This window comes from Pseudonocardia sediminis, assembly GCF_004217185.1.
Taxonomy (GTDB): Bacteria; Actinomycetota; Actinomycetes; order Mycobacteriales; family Pseudonocardiaceae; genus Pseudonocardia; species Pseudonocardia sediminis.
This window is the reverse complement of the sequence record NZ_SHKL01000001.1, coordinates 773,408-793,412: the sequence shown is the minus strand read 5'-3', so window position 1 is coordinate 793,412 and position 20,005 is coordinate 773,408. Positions and strand designations below refer to the sequence as shown.

21 protein-coding genes are annotated in these 20,005 nt (G+C 73.5%); 8 read left to right on the top strand and 13 right to left on the bottom strand.

What is annotated here, in order from left to right; all coding sequences use genetic code 11:
- Window positions 1-86: 86 nt before the first annotated feature.
- Both EV383_RS03835 and EV383_RS03830 read left to right on the top strand, forming a co-directional pair.
- Window positions 87-452 (top strand): YciI family protein, encoded by a 366-nt coding sequence (locus tag EV383_RS03835; protein WP_130288636.1) that lies wholly within the window; start codon window positions 87-89, stop codon window positions 450-452.
- A complete protein-coding gene (locus EV383_RS03830; RefSeq protein ID WP_130288635.1) occupies window positions 449-1,669 on the top strand; it encodes an RNA polymerase sigma factor in 1,221 nt (406 codons plus the stop codon). The genes EV383_RS03835 and EV383_RS03830 overlap by 4 nt, the downstream gene beginning before the upstream one ends.
- An 89-nt stretch (window positions 1,670-1,758) precedes the next feature.
- Here the strand turns inward: EV383_RS03830 and EV383_RS03825 are convergent, their stop codons facing one another.
- Window positions 1,759-2,505, bottom strand: a complete 747-nt coding sequence (locus EV383_RS03825; protein ID WP_130288634.1) for a uracil-DNA glycosylase — start codon at window positions 2,503-2,505, stop codon at window positions 1,759-1,761.
- Between the two features lie 16 nt (window positions 2,506-2,521).
- Window positions 2,522-3,475, bottom strand: a complete 954-nt coding sequence (locus EV383_RS03820) for a Ppx/GppA phosphatase family protein (RefSeq protein WP_130288633.1) — start codon at window positions 3,473-3,475, stop codon at window positions 2,522-2,524.
- Between the two features lie 193 nt (window positions 3,476-3,668).
- On the opposite strand from EV383_RS03820, the gene EV383_RS03815 reads away from it, so the two are divergent.
- On the top strand, window positions 3,669-5,345 hold the full coding sequence (locus EV383_RS03815) for an acyl-CoA dehydrogenase family protein (RefSeq protein ID WP_130288632.1): 1,677 nt from the start codon (window positions 3,669-3,671) through the stop codon (window positions 5,343-5,345).
- A 52-nt stretch (window positions 5,346-5,397) separates the two neighbouring features.
- Here the strand turns inward: EV383_RS03815 and EV383_RS03810 are convergent, their stop codons facing one another.
- The 3 genes from EV383_RS03810 to eno form a co-directional block, all read right to left on the bottom strand.
- Window positions 5,398-5,910 (bottom strand): DUF501 domain-containing protein, encoded by a 513-nt coding sequence (locus EV383_RS03810; RefSeq protein WP_130288631.1) that lies wholly within the window; start codon window positions 5,908-5,910, stop codon window positions 5,398-5,400.
- Window positions 5,907-6,299, bottom strand: a complete 393-nt coding sequence (locus EV383_RS03805) for an FtsB family cell division protein (RefSeq protein ID WP_242622876.1) — start codon at window positions 6,297-6,299, stop codon at window positions 5,907-5,909. Before EV383_RS03805 ends, EV383_RS03810 begins: the two co-directional genes overlap by 4 nt.
- Window positions 6,300-6,441: 142 nt before the next feature.
- The gene (eno, locus tag EV383_RS03800; protein ID WP_130288629.1) at window positions 6,442-7,737 is read right to left on the bottom strand and encodes a phosphopyruvate hydratase; all 1,296 of its coding nucleotides are present in this window, start codon (window positions 7,735-7,737) and stop codon (window positions 6,442-6,444) included.
- 142 nt (window positions 7,738-7,879) lie between these two features.
- On the opposite strand from eno, the gene EV383_RS03795 reads away from it, so the two are divergent.
- From EV383_RS03795 to efeB, 4 genes are all read left to right on the top strand, one after another.
- Window positions 7,880-8,269, top strand: a complete 390-nt coding sequence (locus EV383_RS03795; RefSeq protein ID WP_130288628.1) for a tetratricopeptide repeat protein — start codon at window positions 7,880-7,882, stop codon at window positions 8,267-8,269.
- A gap of 208 nt (window positions 8,270-8,477) precedes the next feature.
- On the top strand, window positions 8,478-9,311 hold the full coding sequence (efeU, locus tag EV383_RS03790) for an iron uptake transporter permease EfeU (RefSeq protein ID WP_130288627.1): 834 nt from the start codon (window positions 8,478-8,480) through the stop codon (window positions 9,309-9,311).
- A gap of 23 nt (window positions 9,312-9,334) precedes the next feature.
- Entirely contained in the window at window positions 9,335-10,474 is a 1,140-nt protein-coding gene (efeO, locus tag EV383_RS03785) for an iron uptake system protein EfeO (protein ID WP_130288626.1), read from the top strand.
- A complete protein-coding gene (efeB, locus tag EV383_RS03780) occupies window positions 10,471-11,784 on the top strand; it encodes an iron uptake transporter deferrochelatase/peroxidase subunit (RefSeq protein ID WP_130288625.1) in 1,314 nt (437 codons plus the stop codon). Before efeO ends, efeB begins: the two co-directional genes overlap by 4 nt.
- Before the next feature lie 31 nt (window positions 11,785-11,815).
- Here the strand turns inward: efeB and EV383_RS03775 are convergent, their stop codons facing one another.
- Window positions 11,816-12,184, bottom strand: a complete 369-nt coding sequence (locus EV383_RS03775; protein WP_130288624.1) for a VOC family protein — start codon at window positions 12,182-12,184, stop codon at window positions 11,816-11,818.
- 62 nt (window positions 12,185-12,246) lie between these two features.
- Between EV383_RS03775 and EV383_RS03770 the strand changes: the two genes are divergently transcribed.
- Window positions 12,247-12,690 carry a MarR family winged helix-turn-helix transcriptional regulator gene (locus EV383_RS03770; RefSeq protein ID WP_130288623.1) on the top strand — a complete coding sequence of 148 codons (444 nt, stop codon included), beginning with the start codon at window positions 12,247-12,249 and terminating at the stop codon, window positions 12,688-12,690.
- Window positions 12,691-12,718: 28 nt separating this feature from the next.
- Here the strand turns inward: EV383_RS03770 and EV383_RS03765 are convergent, their stop codons facing one another.
- From EV383_RS03765 to EV383_RS03735, 7 genes are all read right to left on the bottom strand, one after another.
- Window positions 12,719-13,471, bottom strand: a complete 753-nt coding sequence (locus EV383_RS03765; RefSeq protein ID WP_242622875.1) for a lytic transglycosylase domain-containing protein — start codon at window positions 13,469-13,471, stop codon at window positions 12,719-12,721.
- A 48-nt stretch (window positions 13,472-13,519) separates the two neighbouring features.
- Entirely contained in the window at window positions 13,520-14,449 is a 930-nt protein-coding gene (locus tag EV383_RS03760; protein ID WP_242622874.1) for a nucleoside triphosphate pyrophosphohydrolase, read from the bottom strand.
- Between the two features lie 2 nt (window positions 14,450-14,451).
- The gene (locus tag EV383_RS03755) at window positions 14,452-15,357 is read right to left on the bottom strand and encodes a SurA N-terminal domain-containing protein (RefSeq protein WP_165438227.1); all 906 of its coding nucleotides are present in this window, start codon (window positions 15,355-15,357) and stop codon (window positions 14,452-14,454) included.
- A gap of 75 nt (window positions 15,358-15,432) precedes the next feature.
- A complete protein-coding gene (locus EV383_RS03750) occupies window positions 15,433-16,086 on the bottom strand; it encodes a response regulator (protein WP_130288621.1) in 654 nt (217 codons plus the stop codon).
- The gene (locus EV383_RS03745; RefSeq protein ID WP_130288620.1) at window positions 16,056-17,192 is read right to left on the bottom strand and encodes a hypothetical protein; all 1,137 of its coding nucleotides are present in this window, start codon (window positions 17,190-17,192) and stop codon (window positions 16,056-16,058) included. Before EV383_RS03745 ends, EV383_RS03750 begins: the two co-directional genes overlap by 31 nt.
- Window positions 17,185-18,396 (bottom strand): sensor histidine kinase, encoded by a 1,212-nt coding sequence (locus EV383_RS03740; protein WP_130288619.1) that lies wholly within the window; start codon window positions 18,394-18,396, stop codon window positions 17,185-17,187. Before EV383_RS03740 ends, EV383_RS03745 begins: the two co-directional genes overlap by 8 nt.
- Before the next feature lie 22 nt (window positions 18,397-18,418).
- Window positions 18,419-19,999, bottom strand: a complete 1,581-nt coding sequence (locus EV383_RS03735; RefSeq protein WP_130288618.1) for a class I adenylate-forming enzyme family protein — start codon at window positions 19,997-19,999, stop codon at window positions 18,419-18,421.
- Window positions 20,000-20,005 lie beyond the last annotated feature (6 nt).

Here is a 20,005-nt window from a genome sequence, read left to right as displayed (position 1 = left end):
CGCCCAGGATGTCGAGAACGCACGGACGGTTCCGGCCACGGGTCGACGGGCCACCATCCGGGCGCCCGCGCGACGAGGGAGCACCGATGAAGTACCTGCTGATGATCTACGACAACGCCGACAGCCGGGAGCTGTTCGCCGGTGAGCAGGGCGCACCGCTGATGGCGGAGATGGACGCGCTGTTCGCCGAACTGCAGGAGTCCGGCGAGCTGATCAGCACCGACGCGCTCGCCGACCCGTCGAACACCAAGGTCGTGCGCGCCCCGGACGTCACGGCACCCGTCGTCACCGACGGGCCGCTCGCGGAGGCCAAGGAGCACTTCGGCGGCTACCTGGTCATCGACGTCGCGTCCGAGGCCCGGGCGGTCGAGGTCGCGGCCCGGTTCCCGAGCACGCGGTTCACGCCGATGGAGGTCCGGCCGATCCTGGGGGACGCGGGCGAGGAGATGTGACCGCGGCCGTCGAGGACCTGCTCCGCACGCTCGCGCCGCAGGTCCTCGGCGCGCTCGTCCGACGCCACCGTCAGTTCGACGCCTGCGAGGACGCCGTGCAGGAGGCGCTCCTGGCCGCCACGACCCAGTGGCCGGTCGAGGGCGTCCCGGACAACCCGCACGGCTGGCTGGTGGCCGTCGGGTCCCGGCGGCTGATCGACGCCGTGCGCAGCGAGAGCGCGAGCCGTGCCCGCGAGGAGCGACTCGCCGTGATGGACCCGCAGCTCGCGCCGTCACCCGACGACGAGCCGGCCGCGGCCGACGACACGCTGACCCTGCTCGCCCTGTGCGCCCACCCGTCGCTGTCGGCGCCGTCGCAGCTGGCGCTCACCCTGCGCGCGGTCGGCGGGCTCACAACGGCCGAGGTCGCGGCCGCGTTCCTGGTCCCCGAGGCCACGATGGCGCAGCGGATCAGCCGGGCGAAGAAGACGATCCGCCAGGCCGGGGCGACGTTCACCCCTCCCCCGGACGACGAGCGCGACGCACGCCTCGCCGTCGTCCGCCAGGTGCTCTACCTGATCTTCAACGAGGGGTACACGGCGTCCTCGGGTGCCGCGCTGGCCCGCGCGGAGCTGACCGTCGAGGCGATCCGGCTGGCCCGCCTCCTGCACGCGCTCCTCCCCGGCGACGGCGAGACGACCGCGCTGCTCGCGCTCATGCTGCTCACCGACGCCCGCCGCGACGCCCGCACCGGGCCGGACGGCGACCTGGTCCCGCTGGCCGAGCAGGACCGGTCGGCCTGGGACGCCGCGGCGATCGCGGAGGGGGTCGCCCTGGTCGAACGGGCGCTGGCGGCCGGGGTGCCCGGGCCCTACCGGCTGCAGGCCGCGATCGCCGCGGTGCACGACGAGGCCGCGACCGCCGCCGACACCGACTGGCGTCAGATCGTCGGGCTCTACGAGCTGCTGGGACGGGTCGCGCCCAGCCCGGTCGTCACGCTCAACCACGCCGTCGCCCTCGGTGAGCTGCGCGGACCGCAGGCCGGGCTGGAGCTGCTGTCGTCCCTGGACGACGACGAGCGCATGACGGCCGGGCACCGTCTGGCCGCGGTGCGGGCGCATCTCCTGGAGCGGGCCGGTGACCACGACGCCGCCCGCGAGCAGTACCGCGAGGCCGCCCGCCGCACGTCGAGTGCACCCGAACGTCGCTACCTCGACGGCCGCGCCGCCGCCCTCTGACCGGTGGTGGCCTCGGGGTGTGCAGAGCAAAGCGCGCTACAGACCTGCGCGCCCGCGCGCTACAGACCTGGGCGCCACGGACCTGGGCGCTACAGACCCGCCGCTCGGGCCGTCTCGGCGAGGACCGTCTCCAGCATCGCCGGGGTGAGGCGTCCGGTGAACGTGTTCTGCTGGCTGACGTGGTAGCAGCCGAGCAGCTGCAGCGGCTCGCGGTCGTCGCGGGCGGGAGCGAGCTCGACGTGGGCACCGTGGCCGAACTTCGGCTGCGGGCGCGGGATCGTCCACCCCGCCCCGGCGAGCACCGGCAACACCGCCTGCCAGCCGAAACCGCCCAGCACCATCACCGCGCGGACGGTCGGTGACAGCAGATCGAGCTCGCGTTCGAGCCACGTGCGGCAACGGTCGCGCTCGTCGGTCGTCGGCTTGTTCGCCGGCGGCGCGCAGTGCACCGGCGCGGTGATCCGCACCCCGCGCAGGGCCAGGCCGTCGTCGATGTGTGTGGCGGTGGGCTGGGTGGCCAGGCCGACGGCGTGCATCGCGGCGTAGAGGACGTCGCCGCTGCGGTCGCCGGTGAACATCCGCCCGGTGCGGTTCGCGCCGTGCGCGGCCGGGGCCAGGCCGACGATCAGCATCCGCGCATCCGGCGGGCCGAAGCCGGGGACGGGCCGTCCCCAGTAGGTCTCGTCGCGGAACGCGGCGCGCTTCTCGACCGCTACCCGTTCCCGCCACTCGACCAGCCGCGGGCAGGCGCGGCACTCCGAGACCCGCGCGTCGAGCTCGGCGACGGTGTCCGGTGCCGCCGCCGCGGCGGGGTCGGCGGGAGAGGGTCGGGGCACGGCTCGGTCGACCGGCTCAGGCGATCGAGCGGGCGATGCCGTCGAGGATGTCGTGCTCGGAGACGACGACCTGCTCGATCCCGGCCCGGGCGTGCAGCTCGTCGGCCAGTGCCTCGACCACCAGCGAACCGGCGCCGATCACGTCGACCCGCCCCGGGTGCAGCGACCCGTGCCTCTCCCGCTCCGGACGCGACGAGGTGATCAGCATCTGGGCGACCCGGTGCAGGTCGTCGCGCGACAGGCGCGAGAGGTGCACCGACTCCGGGTCGTACTCCGGGAGCTCCTGCCCGATCGCGGACAGCGTGGTGAGCGTGCCGGCGACGCCGACCCAGGTGCGCGCCGTCTCGATCGGGACCGCGGCGAACGCCTCGTCGAGGATCCCGGAGGCGACCTCGCGGGCCTGCGCGATCTGGGCCTCGGTGGGCGGGTCGTCGGGCAGGCAACGCTCGGTCAGCCGAACGCTGCCGACGTCGACGGAGCGGGCGGCGGTGACCGTCGCGGTGCCGTTCTCGAGGGTGCCGATCACGACCTCGGTGGAGCCGCCGCCGACGTCGGTGACCACGAACGGCCCGTCGTCGGGGTCCAGGTCGCCGACCGCGCCGACGAACGACAGCCGCGCCTCCTCGTCCCCGGAGATGATCTCCGCCTCGACGCCGAGGGTGTCGCGGACCATGCCGAAGAAGTCCTCGCGGTTCGACGCGTCGCGGGTCGCCGAGGTCGCGACCATCCGGATCCGCTCGGCGCCCTTGCGGCGTGCGGCGACGGCGTAGTCGACGAGCGCGACGCGGGTGCGCTCGAGCGCCTCCGGGTCGAGACGGCCCGACTTGTCGACGCCCTTGCCGAGCCGCACGATGCGCATCTCGCGGTGCAGGTCGCGCAGGTCGACCGCGCCGTCGAACGAGGTCGTGACGTCGGCGACGAGCAGGCGGATCGAGTTCGTCCCGCAGTCGATGGCGGCCACCCGGGACATCGCACTCTCCTCGGCGGTTCGGGGAACGGTTGCCGTGATCACGGTACGCGGACCGGTGGTGGGGCCGGCCGCCCAGGCGGGGCTCCGGGCAGGTGTGTTTCGGGAAATCGCTCACGAACTGACACGTCTCGTGAGCGAATTTCCCGGACTCGACCCCCGGGAAGGAGCGCCGGCGCAAGTTACTGTTCGGTACATGACGGAGCAGTCGGTGCGCCCGCAGCCGGATTCCCTCACCACCCCGGCCGGTCCCCCACCCGGCACGGACCTCGGCACGCACGCGGTGCTCAACCAGGTCCCGCCGCGCGCCGACGGCGACCTGCTCTCCGCCGACCCCGCGCTGCTCGAGGCCGTGGCGCGCGAGGGCGGCGACGCGGACGCGCTGCACGCCCTGGCGGCCGTCGTCGGGACCGAACGGTGGCGCGAGCACGCACGCCTGGCCAACCTCCATGAGCCCGTCCTGCGCACGCACGACCGCTACGGGCACCGGATCGACGAGGTCGAGTTCCACCCGTCATGGCACGAGCTGATGCGCACCTCGGTCGAGTACGGGCTGGCCGCCGCACCCTGGCGGGCCGCACCCGGTAGCGGCGCGCACCTCGCACGGGCGGCCGGCTTCTACCTGACCTCGCAGGTCGAGCAGGGACATCTGTGCCCGATCTCGATGACGTACGCGTCGGTGCCGGCGCTGCGGCACGCCCCCGATCTCGCGGCCGCGTACGAGCCCGGGTTGACGGCGCAGCTCTACGCACCGGGTCTGGGCGACCCGGCGAGCAAGGCCGGCCTGCTCGCGGGGATGTCGATGACCGAGAAGCAGGGCGGATCCGACGTCCGCAGTGGGACCACCGTCGCGTCCCCGCAGCCCGACGGCAGCTACCGGCTGACCGGGCACAAGTGGTTCACCTCCGCCCCGATGAACGACCTGTTCCTCACCCTGGCCCAGGCGCCGGGCGGGCTGACCTGCCTGGTCCTGCCGCGGGTGCTGCCGGACGGCACACGCAACGCGATCCGTCTGCAGCGTCTGAAGGACAAGCTCGGGAACCGGTCGAACGCGTCCTCGGAGCTGGAGTACGACGGCGCGATCGGGTGGCGGGTCGGCGACGAGGGACGCGGCGTCGCGACGATCATCGAGATGGTCTCGATGACGCGTTTGGACTGCGTGCTCGGCTCCGCCGCGACCACTCGCGCCGCCGTCACCGAGGCCGCGCACCACGTCGCGCACCGATCCGCGTTCGGGCGCCGGCTCGCCGATCAGCCGCTCATGCAGTCCGTGCTCGCCGATGTCGCGGCCGAGTCCGAGGCGGCGACGATGCTCGCGCTGCGCCTGGCCGCCGCCGTCGACCGCGGCGAGACGGCGCTGCTGCGGCTGGGTCTACCGGTCGCGAAGTACCTGGTCTGCAAACGCACCCCGGCGCTGGTCGCGGAGGCACTGGAGTGCCTGGGTGGCAACGGCTACGTCGAGGACGGACCGTTGCCCCGGCTCTACCGGGAGGCGCCGCTGAACTCGATCTGGGAGGGCTCGGGCAACGTCACCGCCCTGGACTCGCTGCGCGCCGTCGCCCGCGAGCCCGGCGCCGTCGACGCGGTCCTGGCCGAGGTGGACGCCGCGGTCGGGGTGGATCCGCGCTTCGACCGGACGGTGGCCGCACTGCGCTCGGAGCTGGCGGCACCGGAGGAACGACGCGCGCGGAGGCTGGCCGAGCTGGCGGCGTTGTGCCTGCAGGGATCGTTGCTGATCCGGCACGCCCCGGACACGGTCACGTCGACGTTCCTGGACGCACGCCTGGGCGACGGCGGTCCGTTCCGCACCGCGGGCACCCGCCCCGGCTCGCACGCCGCCGTCGTCCTGGAGCGGGCGACGCCGCACGCCTGAGACCCTGTGAGCGGTTATCGCTGCCAGGGCGACGATATCCACGCACGGGTCGTCAGGGGGTCGCGCATGGGCCGGGGCCCCACCACTGGCCGACCTCGTCGAGGGCCTCGTCGCCGAACGGGTTCACGCCCGGCCCGGCCGCGAGCGAGTGCGCGACGTGCACGTGCAGGCACTTCACCCGGTCCGGCATGCCGCCGGCGCTGACCTCGGTGCCCAGCGACTCGATCGCGTTCCGCTCGGCCAGGTAGGACTCGTGCGCGGCGGTGTAGCGGGCGGCGAGCTCCGGGTCCTCGGCGAGCCGCTCGGTCATCTCGGCCATCCGCCCCTGTGACTCCACGGTGCCGAGCTTCGAGGACAGGCGCGAGCAGGTCAGGTAGTACAGCGTCGGGAACGGCGTCCCGTCCGGCAGCCGCGGCGCCGTCTGCACGACGCTGGGCAGCCCGCACGGGCAGCGGTGCGCGACCTCGCGGGCGCCGCGCGGGACGCGTCCGAGCTGGGCCGCCATCGCATCCCGGTCGGCGGCGGAGACGCCGGGAGCAGCGGGCGCGTCGGGGTTCGTGCTCATCGGTTCGCCCCTCCCGAGACGTCGGTCCACAGTGTCCGGAACCACGGCACGCCGGGCTCCGCCTGCCCGCTCTCCGGGACCGGGGCCGGCGGGGTCGGGAGCTGCACGATGTACGGCGTCTCCCCCGGTGCGACGTAGCCCAGACGGGTCCGGGCCTGCGCCGCGACCTCGGCCGGGTCCGAGAGCGTGTCCCGCTGCGCAGCCAGGGCGGCCACCTCGGCCTGCAGCGCTTCCTGCCGGGCGGTGACCCGGGCCAGCTCCTGGCGCTGGGACACGTAGTTGTGCAGCGGGACGGCGACGGTCAGTGCGAGCGCGCAGACCACGATGGCCAGGATCGCCGCCCGCTTGGTCGACGACAGTCCCAGCAGGCCCGTGGTCCGCGCGACCACCTCACCGGCACGGGAGCGGGCGCGCGTCAGCCGCGGCCTGCCACCGGAGGGATGCTGCGGACGGGCCGCACGCGGACGCGTGCCACCGGCGGCGGGACGGCCTCGACCGTCCCGCACCGCCGTCCGCTGATCCCCCATGTGCCTACTTCCCCTCGGGCACCGAGTACCGCGGGAACGCCAGCTCGCCGTTGTAGCGGGCGGCGTCGCCGAGCAGCTCCTCGATCCGGAGCAGCTGGTTGTACTTGGCCACCCGCTCGGACCGGGCCGGGGCGCCGGTCTTGATCTGGCCGCAGCCGGTCGCGACGGCGAGGTCGGCGATCGTGGTGTCCTCGGTCTCGCCGGAGCGGTGGCTCATCATGCAGCGGTAGCCGCTGGAGTGGGCCAGGGTCACCGCGTCCAGGGTCTCCGACAGCGTGCCGATCTGGTTGACCTTGACCAGCAGCGCGTTCGCGGCGCCGCGGGCGATGCCGTCCTCGAGACGCTCCGGGTTGGTGACGAACAGGTCGTCGCCGACGATCTGGACCTTGTCCCCGATCGCCTCGGTCAGCGCGACCCAGCCGTCCCAGTCGTCCTCGTCCAGCGGGTCCTCGATGGACACCAGCGGGTAGGCGCCGACCAGCTCGGCCCACACCTCGGAGAGCTTCTCCGAGGTGAGCTTCTTGCCCTCGTAGGCGTACTTGCCGCCCGAGTGGAACTCGGTCGCGGCGACGTCGAGCGCCAGCACGATGTCGGTGCCGAGGGTGAAGCCGGTCTTGTCGATCGCACCGGCGATCAGGTCCAGCGCGCCCTTCGTGCCGCCGGCGACGTCCGGGGCGAAGCCGCCCTCGTCACCCAGACCCGTCGCGAGGCCCTTGCTCTTCAGCTCGGCCTTGAGCGCGTGGTAGACCTCCGCGCCCCAGCGCAGCGCCTCCCGGAACGACTCGGCGCCGATCGGGGCGATCATGAACTCCTGCACGTCGACGGACGTGTCCGCGTGCGCGCCACCGTTGAGGATGTTCATCATCGGGACGGGCAGGACGTGCGCGTTGGAGCCGCCGATGTAGCGGAACAGCTCCAGCCCGGACGACTCCGCGCCGGCCTTCGCCACCGCCAGCGACACCCCGAGCAGCGCGTTCGCGCCGAAGCGGGACTTGTCGCCGGTGCCGTCGAGGTCGACGAGGCGCTGGTCGACCAGGCGCTGGTCGACGGCCTCCATGCCGGTCAGCTCCGGCCCGATCTCGTCCAGGACCGCCGCGACGGCCTTCTCCACACCCTTGCCGCCGTAGCGGTCCGCGTCGCCGTCGCGGAGCTCCACGGCCTCGTGCTCACCGGTGGACGCGCCGGAGGGGACCGCCGCCCTGGCGAGCGTCCCGTCGTCGAGCGCGACCTCCACCTCGACCGTCGGATTTCCTCGTGAATCGAGGATCTCGCGCGCCCCGACCTGCTCGATGACCGCCACCGTCACTCCTGTTCCACGCGTGTGTCCGGGTCCGGTGCGCCAGCCTAACCGCAGGCTGTACCGATCCGGCGCAGAAGGCGCGCGAGCGCGGAGATGTCAAGCCTCGCGATTCGCGTGGATCACACCTAACGTGGGGGTGACCATGAGCAGCAGACCAGCAGCCGAGGAACTGGTGGCCTCCTTCCGGCGGGCCGAGATGCTGCTCGCCGACCGCCGTCCGCTGGACGCCCTGTCGGCCCTCGGCGCGGTCGTGGAGAACCAGCCCAACGACGCGTCGGTGCACCTGCTCGCCGGGCGCGCCTACTTCGACTCCGCCCAGCTGCGACGGGCCGAGTCCTCTTTCGAGAAGGTCCTCGATCTCGACCCCTCGGACCACTACGCCCGCTTCGCGCTCGGGAAGACGTTGCAGCGCCAGGGAAGGCTGTCGGCGGCGGTGACCCAGCTGAAGATGGCGGCGGCGATGGACCCGCGTCCGGAGTACCAGGAGGCGCTCGGCGAGGTCCGGGCCCGGATCGCGCTGTTCTCCGAGTAGCTCTCCTCCGAATCCGGACAAACAGGCACGAACCTGACCTGCGGAAACGCCGGGATCGTGACGCAGGACCCAGAGCGGTATCACTCCGGTCGGTGACCCTTCCGGAATCGGCCGTGGCGAGGCTAGCCTCCCGAGCGGGAAGCGCACCCTCACCGCAGGACACGGCTGCGCCACCCGCACATCCGTGTTCGTGGTGGAGGAGGCAACGGTGCTCGGGAACGCACTCATCGGGCTGCGCGAAGGGCTCGAGGCGTCGCTCGTCGTGGCGATCCTGGTGGCCTTCCTGGTCAAGACCGACCGTCGCTCGGAGCTCCCCCGGGTCTGGATCGGCGTCGGCATCGCGGTGCTCGTCAGCATCGGCGTCACGCTCGGGCTGACCCTGGCCCAGCAGGCGCTGACGTTCGAGGCGCAGGAGACGCTCGGCGGGACGCTGTCCATCGTCGCCGTCGGCTTCGTCACATGGATGATCTTCTGGATGCGCTCGCACGGGCGGACGCTGTCGAAGGAGATCGAGGGCAAGCTCGACTCGGCGATCTCGATGGGCCCGCTGGCCGTCGTCGTCGTCGCGGCACTGGCCGTCGGCCGGGAGGGCCTGGAGACCGCCGTCTTCTTCTTCGCCGCCGCGCAGGCCGCGGGCGAGACGACGGGTCCGCTGATCGGCTTCCTGATCGGCATCGCGATCGCGATCGCGCTCGCCTACCTGATCTACCGCGGCGCCCTGAGGATCAACCTGGGGAAGTTCTTCACCGTCACCGGGTTCCTGCTGGTCTTCGTCGCCGCGGGCATCCTCGCCTACGGCGTGCACGACCTGCAGGAGGCCGGGATCCTGCCCGGCCTGACCACCCTGGCCTTCGACGTCAGCGCCGCGGTCCCGCCGGACTCCTGGTACGGGACGCTGCTCAAGGGCGTCTTCAACTTCTCCCCGCAGACCACCGTGCTCGAGGCCGTCGTCTGGGTCCTCTACGTCGCGGTCGTCCTCACCCTGTTCCTGCGCCCGGCCCGGCGGCCGGCCACCTCGCGCAACGCCCCGACCGCGGCATGACCGCACCGTCCCCGAGGAGAACCATGTCCCGCCGTATCCCCGCCGCCGTCCTGACGGCCGGTGCAGCCGCCGCCGTGCTGGCCGGCTGCACCTCCACCGCTCCGGCCGACAACGCGGGCGGCGGCGGGCCGATCACGGTCAACGCCACCGACACCGCCTGCGAGGTCTCCTCGACCACCGCGCCCGCCGGGAAGATCTCGTTCGACATCACCAACGCCGGCAGCAAGGTCACCGAGTTCTACCTCTACGGCGAGGGCGACCGGATCATGGGCGAGGTCGAGAACATCGGCGCGGGCCTGTCGCGCAACCTGATCGTCGAGGTCCCCGACGGCGGCACCTACACGACCGCCTGCAAGCCCGGCATGGTCGGCGACGGCGTCCGCGCCCCGTTCACCGTCACCGGCAGTGCCGCGCGCCAGGTCGACCAGAACACGAAGCTCGCCGAGGCCACCGCCGGGTACAAGCGTTACGTCGACTCCCAGGTCGGCGCCCTGGTGCCGAAGACCCAGGAGTTCGTGGACGCCGTCAAGGCGAAGAACGTGGAGCAGGCCAAGGCACTGTTCCCGGTCTCGCGCACCTACTGGGAGCGCATCGAGCCGGTCGCCGAGTCCTTCGGCGACATCGACCCGAAGATCGACGGCCGCGAGGACGACGAGCGCGACCCGGGCGTCGGCTTCACCGGCTACCACCGCCTGGAGAAGGACCTGTGGGTGACCGGGCTGCAGCCCGACTCCCCGGCGATCGCGGACCGGTTGCAGGCCGACATCGCCGACCTGGCCAACCGCACCAAGACCGTCGAGCTCACCCCGGTGCAGCTGGCCAACGGCGCCAAGGAGCTCCTCGACGAGGTCGCCACCGGCAAGATCACCGGCGAGGAGGACCGCTACTCCCACACCGACCTCTACGACTTCAAGGCCAACGTGGAGGGCTCGCAGGCGGCCATCTCGGCGCTGCGCCCGGTGATCGACGAGAGGAACAAGGCGCTGGGCGCGACGCTCGACGCCCGCTTCGCCGACGTCGAGAAGCTGCTGGAGAACTATCGCCAGGGTGACGGCTTCGTCCTCTACACGTCGCTGAACGAGGACGACAAGAAGAAGATGACCGCCGCCGTGGACGCGCTGGCCGAGCCGGTCAGCCAGGTCGCCGGAGCCGTCACGGCGTGAGCGAGAACCCCCCGGACACCTCCGAGCCGTCGCCGTCCGCGGCGCCGGCCCAGGGGGACGCGACTCCCACCACCACATCCGGCGTCTCCCGGCGCCGCCTGTTCGGCCTGGCCGGCGCCGGTGTGGCGCTGGCCGGCGCGGGCGCGGCGGCCGGTTACGGCGTCGCCGAGGCCTCGGCCGGGCCGGCCACCGGCGTCGTCCCGTTCCGCGACACCCACCAGGCCGGGATCGTCACCCCGGCCCAGGACCGCCTGCACTTCGTCGCGCTCGACCTGTCCACCACCGACAAGGCCGCGGTGCAGGACCTCTTCAAGCGCTGGACCGACGCCGCCGAGCGGATGACGTCCGGCGGCGAGGTGACCGTGAACGGCGCGGTCGGGCTCAACCCCCAGTCCCCGCCGACCGACACCGGCGAGGCGCTCGGGCTGGCCCCGTCGTCGCTGACCCTGACGTTCGGGATCGGCGCGTCGCTGCTGACCAAGCTGGGGCTGACCGACAAGCGGCCACCGGCGCTGATCGACCTGCCCCGGTTCACCGCCGACCAGCTCGAACCGGCCCGCTCCGGCGGCGACATCTGCATCCAGGCCTGCGCCGACGACCCCCAGGTCGGGGTGCACGCGATCCGCAACCTGGTCCGGATGGGCTTCGGCACCACCGAGGTGCGCTGGTCGCAGCTGGGGTTCGGACGGACGTCGTCGACGTCGACCGAGCAGGCGACCGCGCGCAACCTGTTCGGGTTCAAGGACGGCACGAACAACCTCAAGGCCGAGGAGCCCGCGCTGCTCGACGAGCACGTGTGGGCACAGGGAGCCGACGGCTCGGACTGGATGGCCGGCGGCACCTACCTGGTGGCGCGCCGGATCCGGATGCACATCGAGATCTGGGACCGGACCTCGCTCGACGAGCAGGAGAAGGTGATCGGCCGGACGAAGGGCGAGGGTGCGCCGCTGGGGGCGAAGGCCGAGTTCGACACCGCCGACTTCTCGGCGCAGGGAAGCGACGGCGAGCCGGTGATCCCGGAGGACTCGCACGTCCGGCTCGCCTCGGCGCAGGCGCTGCGCGGGGTGCAGATCCTGCGCCGCGGCTACAACTTCGTCGACGGCTCCGACGGCGCCGGGCACCTCGACGCCGGGCTGTTCTTCGTCGCGTTCGTGCGGGACCCGGGCAAGCAGTTCGTGCCGATGCAGCGGGCGCTCGCGCGCAAGGACACGCTGACGGAGTACATCGAGCACAACGGCTCCGCCGTGTTCGCCTGCCCGCCCGGACTCTCCGCCCCCGGCAGCTACTGGGGCCAGGGCCTGTTCACCTGACGCGCGGCGTTCCCCGCGGGCGTCCGGCCGATCAGGCCCGGTCGTGGAGGGTGACGTGGTAGCCGTCGGGGTCGGCGAACGTGAACGTCCGGCCGAACGGGCCGTCGATCGGGGCGGAGACGATGGTGTGGCCGTCGGCGTCGAGGGCGTCGTGGATGGCCTGCACGTCGGTGGCGTGGAGCCAGATCGCGGCACCGATGCCGGGTCGGTCGACGGAGTCGAGATCTGTGCCGGGGACGACGTCGCGGAGTGCGAACGCGATCGGCTTCGTCTCGAAGACGACAGCGTGCGGAGGTCCGGCCGGTGAACGGACGAGGCCGAGGTAGCGCTCGTAGAACGCCTGCGAGGCGTCGAGGTCGCGCGCCTGGAGGGAGAGGAAGTCGGGACCGGTGACGGCCATGGAGTGCCCCTTGTCGTTGTGTCAGTTTTCTTACACGACGCAATCTATGTCAGAATAATGACATGAGTCAAGACGGGGTCGACCTGGAGACGTCGCTGGGATACCTGCTGAAGGAGGCGTCGAGTGTTCTCCGGGCAGCGATGGAGGAGGTGCTGCGACCGCTCGGGATGAGCGTGACGCACTACTCCTGCCTCGAGCTGCTGGCCCAGCGACCGGGTCTGTCGAACTCCCAGCTCGCGCGGGGCGCGTTCGTGACACGGCAGTCGATGAACGTGCTGCTGCAGACCCTGGAACGAGAGGGCCATGTGACCAGGCCCGCCGAGGCACCCGTCGGAAAGGCGCTTCCGACGCGACTCACACCTCGCGGCCGGCGGAGCCTGGAGAAGGCGAGCACGGCGGTCCGGTCCGTCGAGGCCAGGATGCTGGCCGGCATGACCGAGACCGAGCGGGCAGGCGCGTTCCGGAGCCTGCAGAGCATGGTCCGCTCCCTGCGCGACGGCGCGTAGCCGCACCCGCCGCCACACCCGTGGGGCGTCAGCTCTCGACGGGGCGCCCGCCGGTCGCGTAGCTGTCGGCGGCGGTCCAGACCTCGCGGGCGTAGTCCTCGGAGGCGTTGTAGGCGAGCACGCCGCTCCACCAGCCGGACCCGCTCGTGGTGTCCCGGCCGCCGGAGCAGAGGTACTTCGCGGCGCCGAGGACGGCGTCGTCGATCTGCTGCGGGTCGCGGACGCCGTCGCCGTTGCCGTCGGCGCCGTAGGTCACCCACGTCGAGGGCAGGAACTGCATCGGCCCGACGGCGCGGTCGCCGCCGGAGTCGCCGTCGAGGCGGCCGCCGTCGCTGTCCCCGATCGCGGCGGTGCCCCCGGAGCCGTCCAGGGCGATCCCGATGATCGGCGGGTCGACGCGGCCGGCGTCGTCGAGGTCGGCGCCGCGGTAGGTGGCGTGGTTCGACTCGACGCTGCCGATCCCGGCGAGGGTCACCCAGCTCAGGCCGCAGCCCGGGTTGCTGCGCCGCTGGGCGATCTCGGCGTTCGCGTAGGCCCGCAGCGTGCGCTCGGGGATGTCGGCGCGGCCCGCGTTCGCCCGCGCCCACGCCACGACGTCGGTGCCCGCCGGCAGCGGCGCGGTGCGCGGCAGCGGGGTGTCGCGGCTCGCCTCACCGGAGATGCCCAGGCCGCTGGTCGGCGGCGGTGAGTACCGCCGAGGGGGACCTCCGGTGGCCATCGCCGCGACGATCATCAACAGCACGATCCTGCTGACGCACAACAGGAGTGTCTGGTTCCGCACGCGGAAGATCGTACTGGCGGGTAATCCACCGATCGTGTGAGGGGTGGATCACCGGCCGGTCGGCCAGTACCTCCGCCAGTCGTCCGCGTCGAGGGCGTGCGGATCGCGCCCGTCGGCGGTCGCCGCGCGCTCGGCCGCACGCACGTCGGCGTCGAAACGGCGGGCCACGGTGCGCAGCTCGGCCTCCGGGTCACCGCCGCCGATCTGGGCGTGGGCGGCCAGCCGGAACAGCTCGGTACCGGCGCCGTCGCCGGAGGGCAGCAGCTCGGCGGGCAGACCGGCGCGGGCGGTACGGGACGCGAGCTTGGCGGCCAGTGCGACGGCCGGCTGCCCGGTCGCGACGCCGTCCACACTGGACTCGCGCTTCTTCTCGGCGCGCTTGAGCTCGTCCCAGCGCAGGTCCTGCGCGTCCGCCGTCTCGACACGTTCGGCCGAGTCCGTGAAGACGTGCGGGTGCCGGCCGACGAGCTTGTCCACCAGGCCGGTCGCGACGTCGTCGACGTCGAACGGGCTCTCCGGCGACTCCGCGGCGACCCGGGCGTGGAACAGCACCTGGAGCAGGACGTCGCCGAGCTCCTCGCGCATCTCGGTGCGGTCGCCGTCCTCGATCGCCTGGTAGAGCTCGTAGCACTCCTCGACGAGGTAGCGCAGCAGCGACGTGTGGGTCTGCTCGGCGTCCCACGGGCAGCCGCCGGGCGAGCGCAGCCGGTCCATCACCGCGACCGCGTCCAGCAGGGCCGTCCCGGCCGGGGCCGGGATCGCGCCGTCCCCCGCCGCGGGCGCCGTGGTCAGCAGGACGTCGGTGTCGGACAGGGTGGCGGGGTCGGTGCCGTCCCACGGCTCCGCGCCGGCCGCGCGGGCGAGCTCGGCCGGGACGTCCGGCCCGGCCAGGACCCGTTGCGCGCCGAGCAGTGCGGGCAGCGCCGCGGCCGGCAGCACCGCGGCGTGCCGCGGGCACCCCACGACGGTGGCGGGCACGCTCAGCGCGCCGACGCGGCCGGGTAGACCTCGCCGACCTGCGCGGCGTCCGGTGCGACCGTGAGCATCACCGGGTCCCAGACGCCGTAGCGCGGGTTCACGGTGACCCCGGCGCTCTCGGCCGTCGGCGCGAGCAGCCGGATACCGGCCTCGGCCAGGGTCTGCTGGTCGATCCGGCCGGCGGCGGCCGGGCCGGCGGGCGCGGCGTCGGTGTTCCGCTGGGTCACCCGGACCACGACCCAGCCCTGCTCCGGGGAGAGCTGGAACATCGCCGTGTCCCCGGCCGGGATCCCGATCAGCGGGGTCGCCGCGGCCTGCGGGGTGGTCGAGGGCCGGATCTGCAGGCCGCGCTGGGCGGTGCTCGCCCCGGCGAGGGCCTGCTCGGCCGTGGCACCTCCGGCGGCCAGGGCCCGCGCGATCCGCTGGGCCTCCTCGCGCGTCTGCGCGATCGCGACGTCGGCGGTGACGGCGAGCCGGTCCACCTGACGCTCGGCGAGGCGGGTGGCGATGATCTGGTCGCGGACGTACTCGCGGGCGCCGCCGGGCTCGATCGCCGACTGGGCGACGACCTCCTCGCCGCCGGCGGCGGCCACGGCCCGGTCCACCTCGTCGTCGCGCACGACGATCTTCTTCTCGGCGGCGGCCCGGTCCAGCAGGTCGTGCAGGACCATCTGGCTGACCACGGCGCGGCCGACGTCGGCCTCGCTGAAGCCGCGGGTCTTGAGGCTGTCGATCAGCTCCGGCCGGCCCAGCGCCGCGGTGATCCGGGGCTGGACCTCGGCCAGGGTGATGGTGTCGTCGCCGACGACCGCTGCGGCGTCCACCCGGCTCGGGCCACTGCCACATCCGGCGACCAGCGCTCCGACGATCGCCGTGGCCGCGATGAACTTCCCCGTCCGTGTGCGCACGACCGTCACCTTCTCACGCGGGGTGTGGCAGCGATCTCCCGGTCACCGCGTCACGCCCGCCCCGACACGGCCGGGTCAGAGCTCGCCGAGCCCGACCAGCCCGTCCTGCAGCGCGCGGGCCACCAGCGCGGCCTTCGACGAGGCCGGGCGTCCGGCGTCGGCGTACTTCGCCCGGACCCGGGTGATGTAGGTGTCGACGGTCTTCACCGACAGGTGCAGGCGGTGGGCGACGAGGTTCTTGGACTCCGACTCGAACCAGGCCAGCAGCACCTCGCGCTCGCGGGCGCTGAGCGCGGGACGGTCCGGCCTGCGGTCCCCGGCCAGCACCCCGCCGAGCATCGGTCCGGTGTAGCGCTCGCCGCGGACGGCCGCGTGCACGGCGGCGACGAGGTGCTCGGCCCCCTCGGACTTGGCCAGGTAGGTCAGCACGCCCATCTCGACGCAGCGCACTACCGACTCCGGCGTCTCGTCCTGGGAGTAGACGACGACGCGCCTGCCCCGCTCGAGCAGCGCGCGCAGCGCCGCGAGCTCCGGCGTGGGCCCGAGGAACAGGTCGAACACGACGACGTCGGCGTCCGCCCCGGCACCGGTCAGCGCCACCGACGGGCTGTCCCCGGCGTCGACGACGTGGATCGGCGGGTCGGCGGCGGCGCACCAGCCGCGCACGCCCTCCACGATCGCCGGGTGATCGTCGACGATCACCGCGGTGGGAGTGGGTCCGGGGACCACCGGGCCTCCATCCAGGTCCTGCCCTCGGCCACGACGACCGTCGTGGCGACGCCCTCGCACGGCTCGGCCGCGTCGTCGTGGATCCCGTCGACGACGACGCCGAGGACCACCGACCCCTCGGAGGGCTGGAGCGTGACGCGAGCACGTCCGGTTGCGGCGAGAAGTATCCCACCGGCACGGACCAGCATCGCCCGCCGGACCGGCGCGGGCGGGTCGACCGGCAGCGCACCGGCGGCGAACCGCACCGTGAGGCCACGGCGTTCGGCCATCTCGACCAGTGCCTCCAGCTCTCCCGCCAGCTCCCCGGCCCCGTCGTCGTGCACCGCGAACATCCGGCGCAGCCGCGCCGCCTCCAGCGCCGCGCGCCGCCGCACCTGCGGGTCCGCCGGCGACAGCGAGCCGTCGCCCATCCCCCGCAGCAGCGGGAGCACCCCGGCGCGCAGCACCGCGTAGCGCTGCTCGCGGTCGGTGTGTACCCGGTCGGCGACCACCTCCCGGGTCCGCGCCTCGGCGCGGTCGTTCGCCGCGGCCGTGGCGGAACCGGCGACCGCCCGCAACGCCGACCCGGCCATCGCCACGGCCAGGTGCAGCCCCTCGGTGGAGACGACGACGATGCCGAACCCCACCAGCGTCTCCCGGTCGGTCCGCCCGTCGGCCACGAGCGCCGCGAGCATCGTCGCGACGTGCACACCGAGGAAGGCGAGCAGCCGCGAGAGCCGGTCGTCGAAGAACAGCAGGACCCCGAGGAAGCCGGTGGCACCGAGTGCCCAGTGGGCCGGGCGGACCAGCTCGCCCGCCGGCAGCAGCAGGGTCGAGGTCACCGACACGGCCAGCACCGCGGCGGCGGCCGGCCAGCGGGCGCGCCCCCAGAAGCGGTTCGCGCGGACCAGGGCGGCGTCGACGACGGTGACCGCCACCATCGCGCCGAACAACGCCGCCTGCACCCCCGGCACCGGGAGTCCGCCCACCGAACCCAGCAGGTTGACGCCGAAGAACACCAGCAGCACCGTGATCACGATCGACGACTGCGCGACCCGCAGGCCGCGCAGGAGCTGCACCCGCAGCGGTGAGCCGGTCCCGCCGGCCGCGGTCACCGGCTCAGTCATCCGCTGTCCCCTCCGGCGAGGGGGGCCACTCCAGGACGACCTCGGTGCCCTGCCCCGGGGCCGACCGCACCCGGGCCGACCCGCCCACCTCCGTCATCCGCCAGCGGATCGACAGCGCCAGCCCGGTACGGCCCGGCGGGACCGCGTCCGGGTCGAACCCGGGGCCGTCGTCGGCGACCTCGACCCGCAGGCCCTCATCGCTCTGCCGCGCGCGCAGCCGGGCCGTTCCCGTCCCGGCGTGGCGGCGGACGTTCTCCAGCGCCTCGCCGACCGCCCCGTCGACGGCCCGGACCACGACGTCGGGCAGCGGGACGGGCGTCGGCGGGCCGTCGATCCGCACCCGGACCTGCAACGGCGACCGCGCGAGCGTGCGCGCCAGCGCCTCGCCGAGGCCACCGGCGGGCTCGCGCTCGCGGTCCAGCGCGGCGACGTCGCGGGCCAACTGGGTGGGGAACCACGGTTCGCGACCCGACACCTCGCCGAAGCCGACCATCAGCAGCGTGCTGGCCGCGGTGTCGTGCACGGTCGCCCAGTGCCGGCGTTGCTCGGCGCGGCGGGCGGCCTCGGTCGCGGCGGCCTGCTCCTGGACGAACCCCTCGGCCATCACGGCGTCGGCGAGCCGGCCACCGCGCCGGACCAGCTCCCAGAGCAGCCGCGACAGCGCCGCCTCGACGAGCATGAACGCACCACCGGCCGCGCCGAACACGGCCAGGGGCGTCGCCGACGCCGTGGCCGCGGCCCCGGCGACGTAGCAGGCGGTCAGGCCGAGGGTCGCGAGCACGGCCGGGACCGGCCGCAGGTGCCACTGCACCACCGCCACGGTCAGCGACGCGATCGGGGAGACCCAGCTCAGCTGCACCAGGACCAGATCGGGGTCGACCAGCAGCGGCTGGGCCAGGCAGAGCGCCCCGACCACGACGAGGTCGGGCAGCCAGACCGGCGACGGCGCGTCGGCCCGCATCCGCCGGACGTAGTACACGCTCCACGCCGCGAACAGCACGGCGACCGCCGCGCACACCGCCACGCCCACCGGTGGCCCGGCGAGCGGGGCGAGCGCCGCGGTCCCGATGCCGACGACGCCGCGCGCCGTCCCCGCGTAGCGGTGCCCGAGCCGTCCGAGCTGATGCTCGGTGAGGCCGTCCCCGGTACCCGCCCCGGGGGCCCGTCCACGCCGCTGCACGTGCGCGATGTCGTCGGTGACCACCCGTGGCGTTACCGCCGCGGGCTCAGCCGGTGGGCGGGCTGCCGAGGTGGGCGTACTCGTCGCGCAGGCTGCGCTTGAGGATCTTGCCGCTGGCGTTGCGCGGGAGCTCGTCGACGAACACGACGTAGCGGGGCCGCTTGTAGCCGGCGATCCGCTCGCGGCAGTAGGCGATCACGTCGTCCTCGGTCAGGGAGGCGCCGGGGCTGAGGACGACGGCCGCGCACGGCGTCTCGTCCCACTTCGGGTCCGGGACGCCGATCACCGCCGACTCCTGGATGTCCGGGTGGTCGGCCAGCACGTTCTCGATCTCGGCCGGGTAGATGTTCTCCCCGCCGGAGAGGATCATGTCCTTGGTCCGGCCGATGATGTAGATGAACCCGTCGGCGGTGATCCGTGCCAGGTCACCGGTGCGGCACCAGCCGTCGACGAACGTCTCCGCGGTCGCCTCGGGCTTCTCCCAGTACACCCCGCACACCGACGGGCTGCGGGTCCACAGCTCGCCGTCGGACTCCGGGGGCAGCGCCTCCAGCGTCGCCGGGTCGACGATCTTGATCTCGGTCAGCGGGAGCGGTCGCCCGACGCTGGTGCGGTGCTCGTCGAGGCGCTCCGGGTCCATCGCGGTGCTCATCGCCCCGCCCTCGGTGAGCCCGTAGACCTGCTCCATCCGCACCTGCGGGAAGCGCCCGCGGATCCGGTCGACGGCCCAGCCCAGGATCGGCGACCCGCCGGTGACGACGCGGCGCAGGTCCGGCACGTCGATCCGGTCGAGTTCGGACCAGGACATCCACTGGTAGATCGTCGCCGGCAGCAGGAACACGTCGGTGCAGCGGTGGTGGCGCAGCACCTCGACGATCCGGTCCACGGTCAGCCCGGTCGAGCGCATGTGCACCACGTGCCCGCCGGAGAGCAGCACCGGCAGTACGCAGTCCTCGAACCCGGAGACGTGGAACATCGGCGTCGTGCCCAGGTGCGTCGAGCGCTCGTCGTAGCGCCAGTAGAGGGCCTGGATCGCGCCGAACCACACGGTCTGTCCGTGCGTCCACAGTGCACCCTTGGGGTATCCGGTGGTGCCCGAGGTGTACATGATCATGCAGGGGTCGGTCTCGACCGGGTCGGCGACCGGCGGCTCGCCCGGGTCGCCGCCGGAGAGGATCTCCTGCGGGTGCGCGCCGTCGAGCGTCCCGGCGTCGGTCTCCGGGTCCAGCACGAACAGCACCGACTCGCGCACCGGCGTCTGCGCCAGCACCGGGGCGATCGTCTCGGCGAACCGGCCGTGCAGGCACAGCAGCGAGGTGCCGGAGTCGGTGAGGGCGTAGCGCAGCTCGTCGGCGGTCAGGCGCCAGTTCAGACGGACCGCGATCGCGCCGATCCGGGTGATCGCGAGGTAGACCGCCCAGTACTCCAGGCTGTTGGTCAGCAACATCCCGACCCGGTCGCCGGGCGCGACGCCGCGGGCCAGCAGGCCGTTGGCGTAGCGGTTCGTCTGCTCGGCGAGCTCGGCGTAGGTCCAGGTGCGGTCGGTCTCCAGGGAGATCGCCGGGGCCTGCGCGGCGTCGCCGCGGGCCTGCTGGAACACGTTGCGGGTGATGATTCCGGTGAACACGGACCG

Coding starts and splice junctions, on each gene's coding strand:
- efeO (WP_130288626.1), top strand. CDS start 9,335: ATGTCCCGCCGTATCCCCGCCGCCGTCCTGACGGCCGGTGCAGCCGCC.
- EV383_RS03775 (WP_130288624.1), bottom strand. CDS start 12,184: ATGGCCGTCACCGGTCCCGACTTCCTCTCCCTCCAGGCGCGCGACCTC.
- EV383_RS03745 (WP_130288620.1), bottom strand. CDS start 17,192: ATGACTGAGCCGGTGACCGCGGCCGGCGGGACCGGCTCACCGCTGCGG.
- EV383_RS03835 (WP_130288636.1), top strand. CDS start 87: ATGAAGTACCTGCTGATGATCTACGACAACGCCGACAGCCGGGAGCTG.
- EV383_RS03820 (WP_130288633.1), bottom strand. CDS start 3,475: ATGTCCCGGGTGGCCGCCATCGACTGCGGGACGAACTCGATCCGCCTG.
- EV383_RS03795 (WP_130288628.1), top strand. CDS start 7,880: ATGAGCAGCAGACCAGCAGCCGAGGAACTGGTGGCCTCCTTCCGGCGG.
- EV383_RS03815 (WP_130288632.1), top strand. CDS start 3,669: ATGACGGAGCAGTCGGTGCGCCCGCAGCCGGATTCCCTCACCACCCCG.
- EV383_RS03770 (WP_130288623.1), top strand. CDS start 12,247: ATGAGTCAAGACGGGGTCGACCTGGAGACGTCGCTGGGATACCTGCTG.
- EV383_RS03810 (WP_130288631.1), bottom strand. CDS start 5,910: ATGAGCACGAACCCCGACGCGCCCGCTGCTCCCGGCGTCTCCGCCGCC.